Raw genomic sequence first — 16,901 nt, forward strand, 5'->3', positions numbered from 1 at the left:
CCCGTGGGGAACCCTCTCCACGGGCGGCGGCGTCCCGGTGCGTGGTCCGTCTCCGCGGTCCTCCGTCAACGCGAAGCTCCCGCCCGGATGTCATGGGCGGGAGCTTCGCGCGAGGTACGGAGGGAACGGGTTCCTATGCCGGGACCGCCGGTTCCCGGCGGCTGTCGGACCACGCCGACCAGAGTTCGGCGTAGCGGCCTCCCGCCGCGACGAGTTCGTCGTGGGTGCCCGTCTCGACGACACGGCCCTCGTTCAGGACGACGACGCGGTCCGCCGTCGCCGCCTGGGGAAGGCGGTGGGCGACCATCACGCCCGTACGGCCCTCCAGCGCGCGCAGGGCGGCGGTCTCCAGCACGCGGGCGCCCGCGCTGCCGGCGTCGGCAGTGGCCTCGTCCAGGATCGCGATGGGCGGGTCGGCGAGAACGAGACGGGCGAGGGCGAGTTGCTGGGCCTGGGTCACCGTGAGGCGGTGGCCGCCCTCGCCCACGACCGTGGCCAGACCGTCGGGCAGTGCGTCGACCCAGTCCACCGCGTCCACGTGGGCCAGCGCGGCGCGCAGCTCCTCGTCCGTCGCCTCGGGGCGGGCCAGCCGCAGGTCCTCGGACAACGGCCCGGCGAAGACATGGACCTCCTGGCTGATCAGGGTGACGGACCGCCGGACCCCGGCGGGGCCCAGCTCCCGGGAGTCCACGCCGCCCAGGGAGATCGCACCTGTCGCCGGGGCGTGGACGCCCGCGATCAGCTTCGCCAGCGTGGTCTTCCCCGCGCCGCTGGCACCGACCAGGGCCACCCGTTCGCCGTCCCGCACCTCCAGGTCTACCGCGCGGAGCACCGGGTGACCGTCCACGTACGCGTGGCCGAGGTCCACCACCTTGACCGAGCCGTCCACCGGCGTGGCGGCCCGGCCGTCGGGCTCCCGCTCGGCCGGGAGGCTCGACACGCCGACGAGCCGGGCGAGGCTCGCCCCGGCGGACTGGGCGTCGTCGATGAGGAAGAGCGCGGCGTTGATCGGGTTGAACAGGCCGTGGAAGTAGAGCGCCGCCGCGGTCGCCGTACCGATGCTCACCGAGCCGTTGTCGACGAGGAGGAATCCGGTGACGAGGATCGACGTCATACCGATGAACTCGGCGATGTTCAGACGGGAGAAGAAGCCCGAGACGAGCCGCATGCCCCGCGCCGCCAGGTCGACGGCCGCCTGCGACCGCTGCTCCAGCAGCTCCGCGTGACGTCCGTTCAGACGGAACGCCCGTACCGTACGCACCCCGCCGACGCTGTCGAGCAGCTGGTGCTGAAGTGCGCCGGTCGCCACCCGGTGCGCGGCGTAGATGCTCGTGGCGCGCGGGATGTACCAACGCACCGTGAGGACATGGACCGGGACGGACACCAGCACCGCGAGCAGGAGGCGCCAGTCGAGGACGGCGAGCCCTCCCAGCGTCAGCACGATGGTGAGGAAGGCACCGATGAACTCGGGCAGGGCCTGCCGTACCGCCCTCGCGATCAGGGTGACATCCCCTGTCACACGCGAGGTCAGGTCGCCGGAACCGGCCTGCTCGACCCGTTCCAGCGGCAGTCGCAGCGCCCGTGCGATGAACTGTTCCCGCAGGTCCGCGAGGACCGTCTCGCCGAGCCTGGCGACGAGGGACTTGCCGATGGCGGTCGCGACGGCCCTGGCGACGGCGACCGCCAGCAGGAGCAGCATCGGTACGGTCAGCGCGGCAGTGCCGCGCTCGTCCACGACCAGGTCCACGACGTGGCCGAGCAGCGGGGCCGTCAGCAGCCCGATGCCCGTGCCGACGACCAGTACGGTCATCGCGCCCACCGCGAGCGGCCGGTGGCGGCGCAGAAGTGCGCGGACGACGGAGAGCGTCTGGGCGCCGGTGGCGGTGGGCAGGAGCTCGCGTTCGGGCGTGCCGGGTCCGCTCATCGTCCGTCCGTCGTCCTTCTCGTCTCGGTCCCGTGGGGCTCGGTCCCGCGGGTCTCGGTCCTGGTCTCTGTTCTGGGCGGTCGTCATGCCAGCACCGCCGCGCGGTAGGTCTCGTGGGCGCCGGCCAACTCGGGGTGGCTGCCCTGGGCGGCCACCTGTCCGTCGTCGAGCATGACCACGACGTCGGCGCCGGCGAGCAGGGCGGGGCTGGTGGTGACCAGGACCGTGGTGCGGCCCGCGCGCAGGTCCCGCAGCCGGGCCGCGATGCGGGCCTCGGTGACCGTGTCGACGGCGGTGGTCGGGTCGTGGACGACGAGGACCGCCGGGTCGGCGGCCAGGGCCCGGGCCAGCGCGACCCGCTGGCGCTGGCCGCCGGACAGCGACCGGCCCCGTTCGGTGAGGACGGTGTCCACCCCCTCGGGCAGCGCCCGGGCGACGTCGTCCGCGGCCGAGGCGGCCAGCGCCGGGCTCAAGTCCTGCCCCTCGGTGTCCGCTCCGGCTCGTACGTTGGCGAGGAGGCTGTCCTCGAACAGGTCGGCGTCGTGGTGGGCGACCAGGATCGCGCGGCGGACGTCGCCGGGGTCGAGGTCGGTCAGTGGTACGCCGTCGAGCTCGACGGTGCCTTCGGCGGGGTCGAGTTCACGGCCCAGACAGAGCAGCAGGTCGTTCGCGGCGGCCGGGTCACGGGTGACCACACCGACGAGGCGGCCGGGGGCGATGTCGAGATCGACACCGCGCAGCGCGCCCTGGGTGACGCCCACCAGCCGCAGCCGCCCGACGACCGGGTCGGGGAGTGTGGCCGTCCCGGCCACGACGGCGGGAGGCGACGCGAGGATCCCGGCGATCCGGTCGGCCGACGCACGGCCCTGGGCGAACTCGCCGTTGACAAAGGTGAGGAGCTGGAAAGGACCGAGGAGGTACTGGGCGAGGCCGACAGCCGCCACCAGTTCACCCACGCTGATGGTGCCCCGCATCGCCAGATGAGCGCCGACGAGCCCGATGACCGCGATGAAGACGCCCGTCAGGGCGAGGATCGCGCCGTCGTGCCAGGCCCGGCTGCGGGCCGCCCGCAAGGCGGCCGACAGCGAACTCCGGCTCGTCTCCCGGTACCGGGAGACCGCCGCCGATTCGGCGCCGATCCCCTTCAGTACCCGCAGGCCGGCGACCAGGTCGGCGGCGACCCCGGACGCGTGGGCCGCGTGCTCCTGCTCGGCCTCGCTGCGCCGTTCGAGCGGGCGGCTGATGAGATGGCCGATCCACAGCATGGGCGGGACGCCGAGGAGGACGAGCAGGCCGAGCGGCACGGAGATACGGAGCAGCGCCACCGCGCTGATCGCCAGCCCGGCGACCGCGGACAGCGCGTACGGCAGCGCGGAGGCGACCGAGCCGACGCGTCGGGCGTCGCCGGTCGCGACGGCGGTCAGCGCGCCGGGCAGCCGCCCGGAGTCGGCGCCGCCCCGCGGATCGAGCACCCGGGTGGCGAGGTCCTGCCGGATCCGGTGCGCGGCGCCCTCGCCGGCGCTTTCGGTGAGCCGTGCGGAGTTCCGGTAACACGTGGACAGCATGAGGAAGAGACCGGCGAGGACCAGCAGCCAACGCAGCAGGGCGCCGGAGGATCCGGTCGCCACCGCCTCGTCGATGACCAGGCCGATGACCACCGGGACAAGGGCCTCGCAGGCTTGGTGCGCCATGCCGAGGAGTGATGCACCGACAACACGGCGGCGTTGGCCGGCGAGCGCTCTGCGGAGGACATGGCCCCCCGTTGGTCCTCCAGCGGGCATGCGGCGCCTCCATAAGAACAGGGCGGGATAGTTAGGTAAGCGGGATAGTTAGGTAAGCCTAGCTTAATTACGACCCGTGCCAAGGGCGTGTGCCGGGCTCCGGCGGCGCCCTGTGAGCGCGGGCATCGGCGCAGGTGGCACTGTCGCGTTGACCCCGTCGCGGACGTACGGTTAGGCTCACCTAAGTTTCATCGTTCGTTAGTCATGTCGCTCGCGGCACATCCATGTTCAACGCCTCGCGCGACTCGCGGGGCGCGACGACGCCGCCAGGGGAGTGGTCCTTGTCTGTCGAAGCCCGGGCGGCGTCCGGAATCGGGACCGGTGGCCCCGTCGTGCCCCCCGCACGTCCGGCCGCGGCGGCCCTGCGCGGTCTCGGGCTTCTCGTGACGCTCGGCGCGCTCGTCCTCGTCTCGCTGATCAGCGTCTGGGTGGGCACCAGAGGGATTCCGTTCACCTCGACCTGGGACCTCCTGTGGCGCCCTGACGGGTCGGAAGCCTCCGTCATCGTCCACGACTACCGAATACCCCGTACCCTCCTGGGCATCCTCGTCGGCGTGGCCCTCGGGCTGTCCGGCGCCCTGATGCAGGCGCTGACCCGCAATCCGCTCGCCGACCCGGGACTGCTCGGGGTGAACCTGGGCGCCTCCGCGGGCGTCGTCGTGGCCATCGCGTTCATGGGCGTGGCCGCGCCTCTCGGCTATGTGTGGTTCGCCCTCGCCGGGGCCGCCGTGGCATCGGTGGGTGTCCATCTCCTCGGCTCCTCCGGGCGGAAACTGGCCACCCCCGACCGGCTCGTCGTCGCCGGAGCGGCGGTGACCGCCGTGCTGTACGCCTTCAACTGGGGTGTGCTGCTGTTCGATCCGGAGGCGTTCGACCAGTTCCGCTTCTGGACGGTGGGTTCTCTCGCGGGCCGGTACTACGACATCGTGTTCCTCGTCCTGCCGTTCGTCGGCGTCGGAACGGTCGTCGCCTTCCTCCTGGCCCCGTCCCTCAACGCGCTGGCGATGGGCGACCAGTTGGGGCGCGCCCTCGGCGTGAACGTCGGCCGTACCCGCGTGCTGGCGGCCGTCGCCGTGATGCTGCTGTGCGGCGCCGCCACCGCCGCCGTCGGGCCGATCAGTTTCGTGGGTCTGGCCGTTCCGCATGTCGCCCGGTTCATCTCCGGAACCGACCAGCGCTGGGTGCTCGCGTACTCGATGCTGCTCGCACCCGTCCTGCTCATCGGCTCGGACGTGCTGGGCCGTGTGCTCGGCGCTCCGGGCGAGGTGCAGGTCGGCATCGTCACCGCGTTCATCGGCGCGCCCTTGTTCATCGCGCTGTGCCGCCGTCGAAAGCTGGTCATGCTGTGAGCGCCGCCCAGAAGGCGAAAGCCTCGGTGCCCGGATCCGTCAACACCCCCGCTCCCCGCGTCATCAGCGGCCGGGTCGTCCGCATCGGAGCGGGCGGAGTCTCGCTGCGTGTGCGGGGCCGTGCCTTCGCCGTGACCGCCCTGCTGACCGGCGCGCTGATCGTCGTCGTGGGTACCACCCTGACCACCGGTGACTTCCCGCTCTCCGTGGGGGAGGTTTTCAAGGCCCTGACCGGTAACGGATCCGCGTCCGCCGACTTCGTCGTCAACACCCTGCGCATGCCGCGCATCCTGACCGCGGTGTTCGTCGGCGCGGCCCTCGCGGTGAGCGGGGCGATCCTGCAGAGCCTCACCCGCAACTCCCTGGGCAGCCCCGACATCATCGGCTTCACCAACGGCTCCGCCGTGGGTGCGCTCGTGGTCATCATCGTGCTGCACGGCAGCATGACCCAGATCGCGTTCGGGGCGCTGGTCGGCGGTCTCACCACGGCCCTGGTCGTCAATCTCCTGCTGGTCGGCCGCGGTTTGCAGGGTTTCCGGCTGGTCGTCATCGGCATCGGCGTCAGCGCCCTGCTGCTCGCCGTCAACTCGTACCTGGTCACCCGGGCGACCTTCCAGGAGGCGCTGGAGGCCCAGGCATGGCTGATCGGCAGCCTGGGAAACCGGCTGTGGACGCACGCGAACGCCATCGGTCTCGCCCTCGCCGTCCTGCTGCCGCCGGCCTTCCTGCTCTCCCGCCGTCTCGCCATGGTGGAGATGGGCGACACCACCGCCGTGGCGCTCGGCGTCGACGTGCGGCGCACCCGCACGGTCCTTCTCATCATCAGCGTCGCCCTCGCCGCGTTCGCCACCGCCGTCACCGGGCCCATCTGGTTCATCGCCCTGGCCGCGCCCCAGGTGGTCCGCAGGCTCACCGGGGCGTCCGGCCCCGCGCTGCTGCCGTCCGCGCTCATGGGCGCCGTTCTGCTCGCCCTGAGCGACCTCGTCGTGCAGCGGGTCTTCGCACCCGCGCTCCTTCCGGTGGGCACGGCGACCGGCGCCATCGGCGGGCTGTACCTCATCTGGCTGCTGATCACCGAATCGCGAAAGAGCCGCGCATGACTGGAACGAACCGCCCTCAGCCCCGGCTGCGTGCCGAGGACGTCACCCTGTCCTACGACCAGCGGACGGTGGCCACGTCCCTGAGCGTCGACATCCCCGACCACTCCTTCACGGTGATCATCGGGCCCAACGCCTGCGGCAAGTCGACGCTGCTCGCGGCGCTGGCACGGATGCTCAAGCCCAAGGCCGGGGAGGTCTACCTCGACGGCGCCGCCATCGCCTCGTACCGCTCCCGTGAGGTCGCCCGCCGCCTCGGCCTGCTCCCGCAGTCCTCCAGCGCGCCGGGCGGCATCACGGCCGGCGACCTCGTGGCCCGCGGCCGGTACCCGCACCAGCGGCTGCTGAAGCAGTGGTCCGTCGAGGACGAGGAGGCTGTCACCGAGGCGATGCGGCAGACCGGCGTACTGGAACTCGCCGACCGTCCCGTGGACGACCTCTCCGGCGGACAGCGGCAGCGCGTCTGGCTGTCCATGGTGCTGGCGCAGCAGACCTCCATCCTTCTGCTGGACGAACCGACCACCTACCTCGACATCGCCCATCAGGTCGAAGTGCTCGACCTGTGCGCCGAGCTACACGCCCGTAAGGGCCACACCGTCGTCGCGGTCCTGCACGACCTCAACCAGGCCTGCCGCTACGCCACTCACCTCATCGTGATGCGTCCGGGCGGGATCATCGCCGCCCAGGGAGACCCCGCCACCGTCATGACCGCCGAGCTCGTCGAGGACGTGTTCGGCCTGCCCTGCCGGATCATCGGCGACCCCGAGACCGGCACTCCGCTGATGGTTCCGGCCGCTCCCAGGCGGTACGAGCCGGAGACCGGCGCGGCCGACATCCCCGACCCGGCCACTGACGCCATACTCGCCGAAACCTCCTAGGGACGGACGGACTCCCCATGATGCTCTGCACGAGGCTGACGAACGCGCGCATTGTCACCATGGACCAGGAGCGGCCGGTCGCTCACGACCTGGGCATCTGGCGGGGGCGGATCGTGGGCCTGGACGAGGCCGTGACCGCACTGCCCGCCCGCGAGGTGATCGACCTCCAGGGCGCCACCGTCCTGCCGGGATTCATCGACAGCCATGTCCATCTGGCGTGGACGGGGCTCAAGGCGAGCTCCCCGAGCATCGCCGGGCTCGAACGCGTCGAGGACGTCCTCGCCGCCGTGGAGGACGCCGTCTCCCGCAAGAGCGCACCCGGTGAGTGGGTGAACATCGGCGGGTACGACCAGCGAGCCCTCGGGCGGCATCTGACGGCGGCGGAGCTCGACCGGGTCAGCCACGGCCGCCGGGTGTTCGTGATGCACGATTCCGGCCACGCCTGCGTGGTCAACAGCGCCGTGCTCGACCTGCTGCCGGCCGAAGTCCCCCATGACAACGGCGTCCTCGTGGAGAGCGCGATGGCCGCCGTACGGCGCCTGCGCCTGCCGTACTCCCAGCGGGAACTCGCCGACGCCATCGAGTACGCCGCACGCGCCTGCCTCGCCGAAGGCGTCACGGGCTGTGCCGAGGCCGGCATCGGCGGCGGCCTGCTGGGCCACAGCCCCGTCGAGCTCGGCGCGTACCAACTCCTGCGCGACCAGGCGCGTCTGCCGCTGCGGGTCCAGCTCATGCCGGGCGCGGACACTCTGCGGCCGCCCGGCGCGCACGAGCACGACGGCATCCCGCGCGCGCTCGACCTGGGCCTGCGGACGGGGTTCGGCGACGACTGGCTGTCCATCGGTGCTCTCAAGATCTACACCGACGGCGGCATGATGGCGCGTACGGCCGCTCTCACGGCCCCGTACGAGGGGATGACCCACACGGGTCAGCTCCAGGACGACCCGGAGCACCTCACCTCCCTCATCATCGACGGCCACCTGGCCGGATGGCAGCTCGCCGTCCACGCCATCGGCGACCGGGCCGCGGATCTCGCCCTGGACGCCCTGGAGCGGGCCCAGGCGTCGCGGCCCCGCACCGACGCGCGCCACCGTATCGAGCACGCCGGGCTCATACGGCCCGACCAACTGCCCCGCTTCGCCCGGCTCGGACTCAGCGCCGTGATCCAGCCCAACTTCCTGCGCTACTTCGGCGACGACTACGCGACGATCATGGGCTCGGAGCGTGCGCCCTGGATGTACCGCGGCCGGGCCTTTCTCGACCACGGCGTGACCCTCGTCGGCAGCTCCGACCGCCCCGTCACCGATGGATCGCCGCTGCGGGCCATTCAGTTCATGGTCGAGCGGGCCTCGCTCTCGGGGCAGCTGATCGGGCCCGACGAGGCGGTCACCGTGGACGAGGCGCTGCGCGCCTACACCCTCGCCGGGGCGTACGCCTCGCGATGGGACGACAGCGCCGGCAGCCTCACCCCCGGGAAGCGCGCCGACTTCGTCGTCCTGGGCGACGATCCGCGCCGCGTCGACCACTCCAGGATCGGCGACATCGAGGTCGTCGCGACCTTCGTGGACGGACACGAGGCCACGGAGGGACGGAAGTTGTGAGCACACCGGCCGGCGGCCCCCAGCGGTACGCCCACCTCCGGGGAACGGACCTCGGACCGCCCCGAATTGGCTATGAACTTAGGTAAAGCTAACCTAATCTCGACTGTGTTTCGTCGAAGTGAAACGGCGCACCAACAGGGCGTCTCACGCGATGGAGCCGAGGAAGGAACGCCTTGATCACGGCCAGGCCGCGCCCCGCGACGCGGCTGTCTGACACCCCCCACCCGATACGTCCGCTTGCCGCGCCCGTCAGCACGCTGCGTCCCGCCCGGCCCCGGGACGCACCGGCGCTCGCCGCTCTCTCCGAGCCGTTCGTCCGCTCCGGCGCACTGCGTGCCCGGCCGTTCCAGGTCTACGCCCGGCACGCCACTGATTTCCTGGTGGCCGAGGCGCCCGACGGAACGCTGGACGGCTGCCTGGCGCTTCGTGTCCACCCCGAACCGGCGTGCGACGGGCGTGTGACCGGGGTTCTGTACAACTTCTGCGTCGCGCACGGCAGACAGGGCAGCGGTCTGGGCGCACGGCTCCTGACCGCCGCCCTCGCCGAGGGGAGCTCGCGGGCACTGGACACGCTGTTCACCGCGACGACCGGAAGCGGCCGTCTCTTCCTCCACCACGGCTTCGCCCCGGTCTCCCCGCACCGCGCCCCGGATGCCTGGGCGCGGTCGCTGGATCCGCGGCGCGGCGCGAAGGTCCTCGCCCGCGTCCTGTGACCACGTACCCGTACGTCCAACTTGACCACGCTCCAGTGGTGCGCGGGCGGTTGGGCGCTGCCGTCGGCGGTCATGCGCGGGCCTCATCGGCCCCCGGTTCCTCGTCCGGGACGACCGTCGTGCCCGGGCTCTCCTCGGCGAAGACGCCGCGCAGTACGGCATGCGGCACCCGGCCGTCCAGCACATGGGCCTTGCGGACACCCGCGCGTACCGCCCGCAGACACCCCTCCATCTTCGGGAGCATGCCACTGGCGAGCTCCGGCAGCAGCGCGTCCAGTTCACCGGCCGTGAGCCGGTCGATCACCTCGGTGCTGTGCGGCCAGTCCGCGTACAGCCCCTCGACGTCGGTCAGCACCACCAGCCGCTCCGCCCCGAGCGCGGCCGCGAGCGCCGACGCCGCGAGATCGGCGTTGACGTTGTAGACCTCCCCGTCCGCACCGCGCGCGACGGGTGAGACGACGGGAATACGGCCCTCCTTGAGCAGTGTGCCGATGATGCCGGTGTCCACGGCCACGACCTCGCCGACGAGACCGACGTCCACCGGCCGCCCGTCCACCCGCACCGGGCGTCGTACGGCTGTCATGGTGTGCGCGTCCTCGCCCGACATGCCCACGGCGTAGGGGCCATGGGCGTTGAGGGCGCCCACCAGTTCCCGCTGGACCTGACCGGTCAGCACCATGCGGACCACGTCCATGATCTCGGGCGTGGTCACACGCATCCCCGCCTCGAAACGCACCTCCAGGTCGAGGCGGTCGAGCATCGCGCTGATCTGTGGTCCGCCACCATGCACGACGACCGGACGCAGACCCGCGCGCCGCAGCTCCACGATGTCCCGCGCGAACGTCCGGTGGAGCGCGGTGTCCACCATGGCGTTACCGCCGAACTTGACGACCACGGTGCGGCCTTGGAGCGCCTTGCCCGAAGACCCTCGGCTCATCACGAGGGCCAGGTCGCGATCGGCGGATTCCTCGATGCGGGCGGCCACACCGCTCGCAGGGAATCCACGGGCAGCGGTCACACTCACGGATCCACTCCATTCGTGGCGAGGCCCAGCCGTTCCGGCAGGCCGAGGGCGACATCACCGAGCAGTTGTTGCCTGAGCGCCCGTCCGGCCCACGGAGGGCCTTCCTCGCGGAGGAGCCGTTGAACGGGGGAGGCGGAAAAGGGCTCTACGCGTTCCGCGTCGACTCGCGGAGCGGCAGGTCGCGCGGCGGCGCGTCCGTCGTGCGGGCCACGCCACACTGAATGAACTTAGCTAAGTCTAGCCTAACTTGTGCGAGAGATCGGTCAACTCGCCCTCCAGCGGCCGAGGATGTGCGGCCACTCCTTACGCGCCGTACGGGAGGGCCGGGGCCGCCCCGGGCCCGACTCACGTCCTGGACCGCCACAGCAGCCGGCCGAAGTAGGGAGCACCGATCACCGCGGTGACGATTCCGACGGGAATCTGAGCGGGCGCGATGACTGTCCGGCCGAGCGTGTCGGCGACCACCACCAGCAGAGAGCCCATCAGTGCGGCGACCGGGATTACCCGGGCATGACGCCGGCCCACCAGAGCGCGCGCCGCGTGCGGTGCCACGAGTCCGACGAAGCCGATGACCCCGACCGCCGCGACCGCCGCGGCGGTGAGCACGACGGCGACTCCGAGCAACGCCAGACGCGTGGTGCCGAGGCGGATGCCGAGCAGTCTGGGTGTGTCGGCGTCAAGGCCGATGAGATCGAGGTCGCGGCGCATCACCGCGAGGACCGGCAGCGACACGGCGAGAGTGGCGAGCACCGGGAGGACTTCGGGGAACGTACGTCCATAGGTCGAGCCCGAGAGCCACACGAGCGCTTTCGTCCCGTTGTACGGATCGGTCAGCACGATCAGCAGACTGACCAGCGCCGCCGCGCCCGCGGAGACACCGATACCGGTCAGCACCAGCCGGTTCTGCTCCAGTCCGTGCCGTGCCGCGAGCCCGAAGACCAGCGCGGCGGCGGCCGCCGCCCCGGCCAGCGCGGATCCGCCGATCAGCCAGAAGCTCGCGAGCGGGACGACCGTCAACGTGATGACCGCCCCGACTCCCGCTCCTCCGACCACTCCGAGGATGCCCGGTTCGGCGAGCGGATTGCGCGAGACCGCCTGCACCACCGCGCCCGCCGTCGCGAGCGCGGCACCAGCGAGCAGCGCCGCGGCGATCCGTGGCATACGGGTGTCGAGTACGAAGGTGACGAGCTGCCCCGACCGGCCCGTGAGCCAGTTCCCCACATCGCCGGGCAACAGGACGGCGTCGCCGAGGAGGGCCGCCGCGACGACCGCGGCGAGAAGAGCGGCGGTCAGCACCGAGAGGGTGAGGACGAAGGCACGGCGGCCGCGCAGCCGGTCGAAGGCCGCCTCGGGGCTGGTGGAGCCCCCGTCCCGGGCCCGGTGGGCGAGGGCGACGAGTACCACGGCGCCGAAGAAGCTGGTCACAATGCCGGTCGGTACAGCCGCACCCGCCTGGGCCCCGAACAGGGCGCGCAGGAGGACATCTGCGCCGAGCACGACGAGTACGCCTGCCAGCGCCGAGGCGGGAATGAACGCCCGATGCCGCAGGAGCGCGGGTACGCGGGCCCCCACCAGCCGGACGATCGCGGGCGCGCACAGCCCGACGAACCCGATGGGGCCGGCGACGGTGACGGAGACGGCGGAGAGGACCACGGAGAGGACGACGGCGATGGCCCGCGTCAGGCGGGGGCTGACCCCGACCATCCGGGCTTCGTCGTCACCGAGCCCGAGAATATCGAGCCGCCGGCCGAGCACGACCAGCCCGACCAGCGCCACGAGCGCGACCGGCGCGAGCCGGCCGATCGTCTGCATGCCGGTCTGGGCGAGGGAGCCGTTGCCCCACGCGTAAAGGCCAGTGGTCTGCTGGGCGCGTAGCAGGAGGAGCATCTGGCTCAGGCCACTGAGCCCGAGGGCGAGTGCCGAGCCCGCCAGGACGAGCCGGGTCGGGCCCGCCCCGGCACGGGCGAGGCCCAACACGACGGCGGCGGCGAGCAGTCCGCCGACCAGTGCCGTGCCGCCGGCCGGGAAGGCGGGCAGGGTGATGCCGAACGCCGCGACGGCGACGACCGAGAGGTAGGCGCCGGCGTTCACGGCGAGTGTGTCGGGCGAGGCCAGCACGTTGCGTGACACCGACTGCAGTACGGCTCCGGCCGCGCCCAGTGTGCAGCCGACGACCAGCCCGGCGGCGAGCCGCGGCAGCCGCGAGGCGACGAGCACGGCGTCCGCCTGGCCCGAACCGTCGCTGTCGGTCCACAGGGTGGTGAAGGCACGCCAGAGGGTGTGCGGTCCGACGGCCGCCGTGCCCTGACCGATGTGTGTGACCGCGAGTGCGAGCAGCGCGAGGAGCGCGCCGAGCGCGAGAAGGGCAAGAGCGCCGCGGCGTGCCGGCCCGCCGGCCCCGGCGGAGGGTGTTTCCCCCGCCGGGGCGGTCGATGACGCGCGTGCGGCCTTCGTGGTGCGGGTGCTCACGCTCACTTGGTCAGTGCGTCCACAAGCGCGTCGATGTACTGCGTCATCGACGCCGTGCCACCGAACATCCAGATGCCGTCAGGGAGTCGGTGGACGTTGTCCTCCTTGACGAAGGGCAGCGACTTCCACACCGCGTTGTCCTTGAGCCCGTCGGCGAACGGGTCCCCGTTGTCGGCGGTGTTGGTGATGTACGCGAAGTGGGCGTCGCCGATCTTCGTGAGCCCTTCCACATCCGTGGCCGCCAGGCCGTAGCCCTTGTCGCCCTTCATGGTCCAGGGGCTGACCAGGCCGAGTTCGGTGTTGATGTCGGTGATCAGCGAGCCCTTGACGAAGGGGCGCACCGAGACCTGGCTTCCTTCCTGCCAGCCGTCGGCGAAGGCGACCTTTTCGCCGGCGAGGCCCGCGGCGGCGAGTTCCTTCCTGCCGTCGGCGATCTTCTCGCGGAAGGCGGCGATCTCGGCCTTGGCCTTGTCCTCGGTCCCGGTGGCCCTGGCGATGAGGTTCACGTTGTCGGTCATCCGGTCGATCTGCCGACCGGCATCCGCCGCCCGCACCACGATGAGGGGAGCGACCTTGGAGAGCTGCTTGATGGCGGAGTCCGGCAGGTCGTCCGTCGCGACGACGAGGTCGGGCTTGAGAGCGGCGACCGTGTCCACGCTGGGCTCGCCCCGGGTACCTATGTCCTTGACGTCACCGGTCAGCGGCGCGGCGGTGTCGTAGGCCCGGTAGCCCTTCACATCGGCGACGCCGACCGGGTTGACGCCCAGCGTCACGAGGGATTCGACGACGTTCCACTCGGTGCCGACGACACGCTCGGCCGGCCCGTCGAGCGTCACCTTCGTGCCGCGCGCGTCGGTGACGGTCAGTGTGGAGTCCGAGGCGGAGTCCTTCTCGGGAGCCTCGGAGGTGCCGCAGCCGACCAGGGCGATCGCGGCGGTCCCGACGATCACGGGCCATGCCCAGTGCTTGCTTGTCATGAGGTGTTTCAGGGCCTTTCGAGACGGAGGTGGTGTCTTCCCACCGCACGGGTGCGGGGGATGCCCGTAGCGGGGTCGGGTTCGACCTCGATACGGATGCCGTAGGTGTCGGTCAGTAGCTGGGGGTCGTACACCTGCGCCGGGGGCCCCGCGGCGGCGACGCGCCCCGAGGACAGCAGGACGACCTGGTCCGCCACCGCGGCGGCCTGATCCAGGTCGTGCAGGACGACGCCGATGGTCACGCCGTGTGTGTCGGCGAGATCCCGGACGAGGTCCAGGATCTCCACCTGGTAGCGCAGGTCGAGGTAGGTCGTCGGTTCGTCGAGGAGCAGCACTTCGGTGTCCTGTGCCAGACAGCAGGCGAACCAGACGCGTTGGAGTTGCCCCCCGGACAGGCTCTCGACGCCGCGGTCGGCGAGCCCGGCGACGTTCGTGACGGCCAGGGCGTGCTCGACGAGCCGCGCGCCGTCCGGATCGCTCCCTCTCAGCCGGCCGCGGTACGGGTGTCGCCCGAAGCCGACCACCTCCCGGACGCTGAGACCGGCCGGGGTGGTGCGGCTCTGCGCGAGCAGCGTGATGCGCCGGGCGAATTCCGTACGGGAGAGGGCGAGGGCGTCGATCGGCTCGGCGCCTACGGTCACCGTGCCGGCGCGAGCCCGGTGCAGACGGGCGAGCGCACGCAACAGGGTGGACTTTCCACTGCCGTTCGGACCGATGAGCGCGGTGACCCGCCCTCGCGGAAGACGGAGGTCCGCCTCGTGTACGACGTCCACGCCGTCATAGGCGACCGTGATCCCCGTGGCGGCGAGGCCGGACGGAACGCCGGCGCTCTTCGCGGATGTGCCGGGGGTGTCGGCCACGGTACGGCGAGGCCGCGGGGTGTCTTCTCTGTCGGGTGCAGTCACGATCACCCGACATAGGTTAGCCTAACCTAAATTAGGGTTGTGAATCGGCCTGCGACCCGAGGTCGATGGCTGAAAAAGGAACCTGGGGGCGTCGACTGCCGGTGCTCTCGCAGGGGGTGTCCGCCGAGCCGGTTCAGGCGGTGTGGCGGGCTGCCAGGAACCTGAGACGGAGGGCGTGAACCACCTCGGCCACGCCCAGGATGATCAGCCAGAGGCCGGCCACCAGAGCGAGGGCGGCGAGTGAGCCGAACGGGGAGACGATCAGCACCACGCCGGCCAGCAGGGTGACGATCCCGAGGAACAGTTGCCAGCCGCGGGCCGGCAGCCCCTCGGTGGAGGCCGCCACGACGATCAGCATGATCCCGCGGAACAGCCAGCCGAACCCGATCCACAGGGCCAGGAGCAGCAACGACTGCGCCTCACCGCGGAAACAGAGCAGTCCCAGCAGCACACTCAGCGCTCCGGTGACGAAATGCAGCACCCGCATCCCGCCAGGCACATGCGCCCCGAATGCGCCCGTCAGCTGAAAGACGCCGTTGACCAGCAGGTAGGCACCGAAGAGGACGCCGACCACCGCCAGCGTCGCGCCCGGCCAGACGAGGACGCAGACGCCCAGGGCGATGGCGGCGATCCCCGCCGCGAGGAGGATCATCCAGGCGTGCTTGCCGAGCCTGCCGAGCGCGCCCGCTGCTGATGCATCGCCTGATGCATCGCCTGATGCATCGCCTGATGCATCGCCTGATGCATCGCCGGAAAAGGAGGCCATGGCCCCCGCCTTTCGTCGACAAGCCTGGTGACATGAGGACGCCCCCATCTTCTGTCGCTTCGGGCTTCCCCGCATCGCGGCGGCCACGAGCTTCGTGTGACGGGGGTAGGAGCTGTACCGGAATCGCCGTCGCGACGTCAGCTGCCGGTGGCCGAGGCCAGATACGCGTCGGTCGCCGCCGGGTCCGCGAGCCAGTTCGTGAAGTCGGAAGGGTCCGCGTACACGTTGGCGAACCGGCGGGCGACCGCCTCGTGCGTGACGGCCGCGGACAGGACCCGCAGCACGTGCCCGGGCAGTGGCCCCAGCATCATGGTGGTGAAGGCCGTGGTGTGCCGGGCGTGGTCCCAGAACGCGTCGAACGTGCGCCGCATCCACGCGGGATCGAAGGCGCCCTCGCCGCGTTCGAGGATCGCGCGGAGGTAGATGTCCGCGCAGCGCGCCGCGTTGTTGGCGCCCTGCCCGGTGACCGGGTCGTTGACGACCACGACGTCGGCCATGCCCAGCACATGGGTGTCCGGGGAGAGACGGGCGACCGGGTGCCGGACCGTGGGAGTCACCGCTCCGAACAGGGTGGCGTGGGCGTCGGTCGGCTCGGCCGCTCCGCAGAGCTCGTACTCCCACGGCAAGAAGGTGCGCAGCAGGTCGAGGGACCGGGCGAGGTGGTCCCGCGGCGACGGACGGTCCTGCCAGCAATCCAGCGGGCCGCCGGGCACGGCCTCCCACAGCAGGGTGGTGCACGGGCCGCTGGTGGTCAGAGCCGGCTGAAGGAAAACCTCGCCCACACCCGGCACGACATGGATACGTACCTGGGTCCGCGCCAGGCTGCCGGGCATCCGTACCCCGTGCAGATAGAGGCACGAGAGCGTACGCGGCGGCCTGTCGAACCGGGGCCGCCGGTCGTCCCGCGCGAAGACCTCCGCCAGCTCGCCCCGGCCCGCCGCGACCAGCGTCAAGTCCCGTTCCGACGCGAGGCGTTCCAGCTCCGCCGCGTCGATCGCCCGATGGATGACCCGGCCGCCCCTGGCCTCGAACAACTCCAGCCAGTCGGCCATCTTGACCCGTTGGTCGACGGACTGCTGTGCCTCGTCCAGCGGCCCGGTGAACGCCAGCGCCTCGGTGCCGGGGCCATCCGCGACAGTCGCCCGGATGGCCCGGACCGCGGGGGCCTGCCGCTGCCAGAGGTCCAACCCGGCCTCACGTTCGATCCGTAGCGCGGGCCCGAACATGGCCTGAGTCGACATCACCCGCCCCGACCGGATCTGCCGTGCGTCACGGGGCGCGACCACGGTCACGTCATAGCCTCGCGCGAGCAGGCCCAGCGCGAGCTGGAGTCCGGCCTGTCCCGCCCCCACGATCACGATCTCACGCATGCCGTCTCCTTGACCGCGGACACCAAAGGGGACCGGATCCGCCCACC

13 protein-coding genes are annotated in these 16,901 nt (G+C 71.6%); 5 read left to right on the forward strand and 8 right to left on the reverse strand.

Translation table 11 applies throughout. The annotated features are described in order from the left end of the window. Positions 1–133 precede the first annotated feature (133 nt). Together ACFRMN_RS33175 and ACFRMN_RS33180 are read right to left on the reverse strand one after the other, a co-directional pair. Complete coding sequence (locus tag ACFRMN_RS33175) at positions 134–1,924, reverse strand: ABC transporter ATP-binding protein (RefSeq protein WP_383026782.1); 1,791 nt, start codon at positions 1,922–1,924, stop codon at positions 134–136. 83 nt (positions 1,925–2,007) lie between these two features. After that, positions 2,008–3,705, reverse strand: coding sequence for an ABC transporter ATP-binding protein (locus ACFRMN_RS33180; RefSeq protein WP_383026785.1), 1,698 nt, complete (start codon positions 3,703–3,705; stop codon positions 2,008–2,010). 281 nt (positions 3,706–3,986) lie between these two features. Here ACFRMN_RS33180 and ACFRMN_RS33185 point away from each other — a divergent pair, with 281 nt between their 5' ends. The 5 genes from ACFRMN_RS33185 (at position 3,987) to ACFRMN_RS33205 (ending at position 9,343) form a co-directional block, all read left to right on the forward strand. After that, positions 3,987–5,054 (forward strand): FecCD family ABC transporter permease, encoded by a 1,068-nt coding sequence (locus ACFRMN_RS33185; protein WP_383026788.1) that lies wholly within the window; start codon positions 3,987–3,989, stop codon positions 5,052–5,054. Next, a complete protein-coding gene (locus ACFRMN_RS33190) occupies positions 5,051–6,154 on the forward strand; it encodes a FecCD family ABC transporter permease (protein WP_383026790.1) in 1,104 nt (367 codons plus the stop codon). Before ACFRMN_RS33185 ends, ACFRMN_RS33190 begins: the two co-directional genes overlap by 4 nt. Next, positions 6,151–7,029 carry an ABC transporter ATP-binding protein gene (locus ACFRMN_RS33195; RefSeq protein ID WP_383026793.1) on the forward strand — a complete coding sequence of 293 codons (879 nt, stop codon included), beginning with the start codon at positions 6,151–6,153 and terminating at the stop codon, positions 7,027–7,029. The genes ACFRMN_RS33190 and ACFRMN_RS33195 overlap by 4 nt, the downstream gene beginning before the upstream one ends. 20 nt (positions 7,030–7,049) lie before the next feature. After that, positions 7,050–8,630 carry an amidohydrolase gene (locus ACFRMN_RS33200; protein WP_383026958.1) on the forward strand — a complete coding sequence of 527 codons (1,581 nt, stop codon included), beginning with the start codon at positions 7,050–7,052 and terminating at the stop codon, positions 8,628–8,630. Positions 8,631–8,803: 173 nt separating this feature from the next. Continuing rightward, a complete protein-coding gene (locus tag ACFRMN_RS33205) occupies positions 8,804–9,343 on the forward strand; it encodes a GNAT family N-acetyltransferase (protein WP_383026796.1) in 540 nt (179 codons plus the stop codon). A 70-nt stretch (positions 9,344–9,413) separates the two neighbouring features. Here the strand turns inward: ACFRMN_RS33205 and argB are convergent, their stop codons facing one another. The 6 genes from argB to ACFRMN_RS33235 all read right to left on the reverse strand — a co-directional run bounded on the left by argB (position 9,414) and on the right by ACFRMN_RS33235 (position 16,854). Next, on the reverse strand, positions 9,414–10,280 hold the full coding sequence (gene argB, locus ACFRMN_RS33210) for an acetylglutamate kinase (RefSeq protein WP_383026961.1): 867 nt from the start codon (positions 10,278–10,280) through the stop codon (positions 9,414–9,416). A gap of 432 nt (positions 10,281–10,712) precedes the next feature. Then, a complete protein-coding gene (locus ACFRMN_RS33215) occupies positions 10,713–12,836 on the reverse strand; it encodes an iron ABC transporter permease (RefSeq protein ID WP_383026799.1) in 2,124 nt (707 codons plus the stop codon). Positions 12,837–12,838: 2 nt separating this feature from the next. Next, a complete protein-coding gene (locus ACFRMN_RS33220; RefSeq protein WP_383026802.1) occupies positions 12,839–13,813 on the reverse strand; it encodes an ABC transporter substrate-binding protein in 975 nt (324 codons plus the stop codon). Between the two features lie 8 nt (positions 13,814–13,821). Next, positions 13,822–14,607, reverse strand: coding sequence for an ABC transporter ATP-binding protein (locus ACFRMN_RS33225; protein ID WP_383026963.1), 786 nt, complete (start codon positions 14,605–14,607; stop codon positions 13,822–13,824). A 244-nt stretch (positions 14,608–14,851) separates the two neighbouring features. Continuing rightward, the gene (locus ACFRMN_RS33230) at positions 14,852–15,370 is read right to left on the reverse strand and encodes an HdeD family acid-resistance protein (protein ID WP_383026805.1); all 519 of its coding nucleotides are present in this window, start codon (positions 15,368–15,370) and stop codon (positions 14,852–14,854) included. Between the two features lie 251 nt (positions 15,371–15,621). After that, the gene (locus ACFRMN_RS33235) at positions 15,622–16,854 is read right to left on the reverse strand and encodes a styrene monooxygenase/indole monooxygenase family protein (RefSeq protein ID WP_383026807.1); all 1,233 of its coding nucleotides are present in this window, start codon (positions 16,852–16,854) and stop codon (positions 15,622–15,624) included. Between the last annotated feature and the right edge of the window lie 47 nt (positions 16,855–16,901).

Source organism: Streptomyces sp. NPDC056835 (genome assembly GCF_042789485.1).
GTDB lineage: Bacteria > Actinomycetota > Actinomycetes > Streptomycetales > Streptomycetaceae > Streptomyces.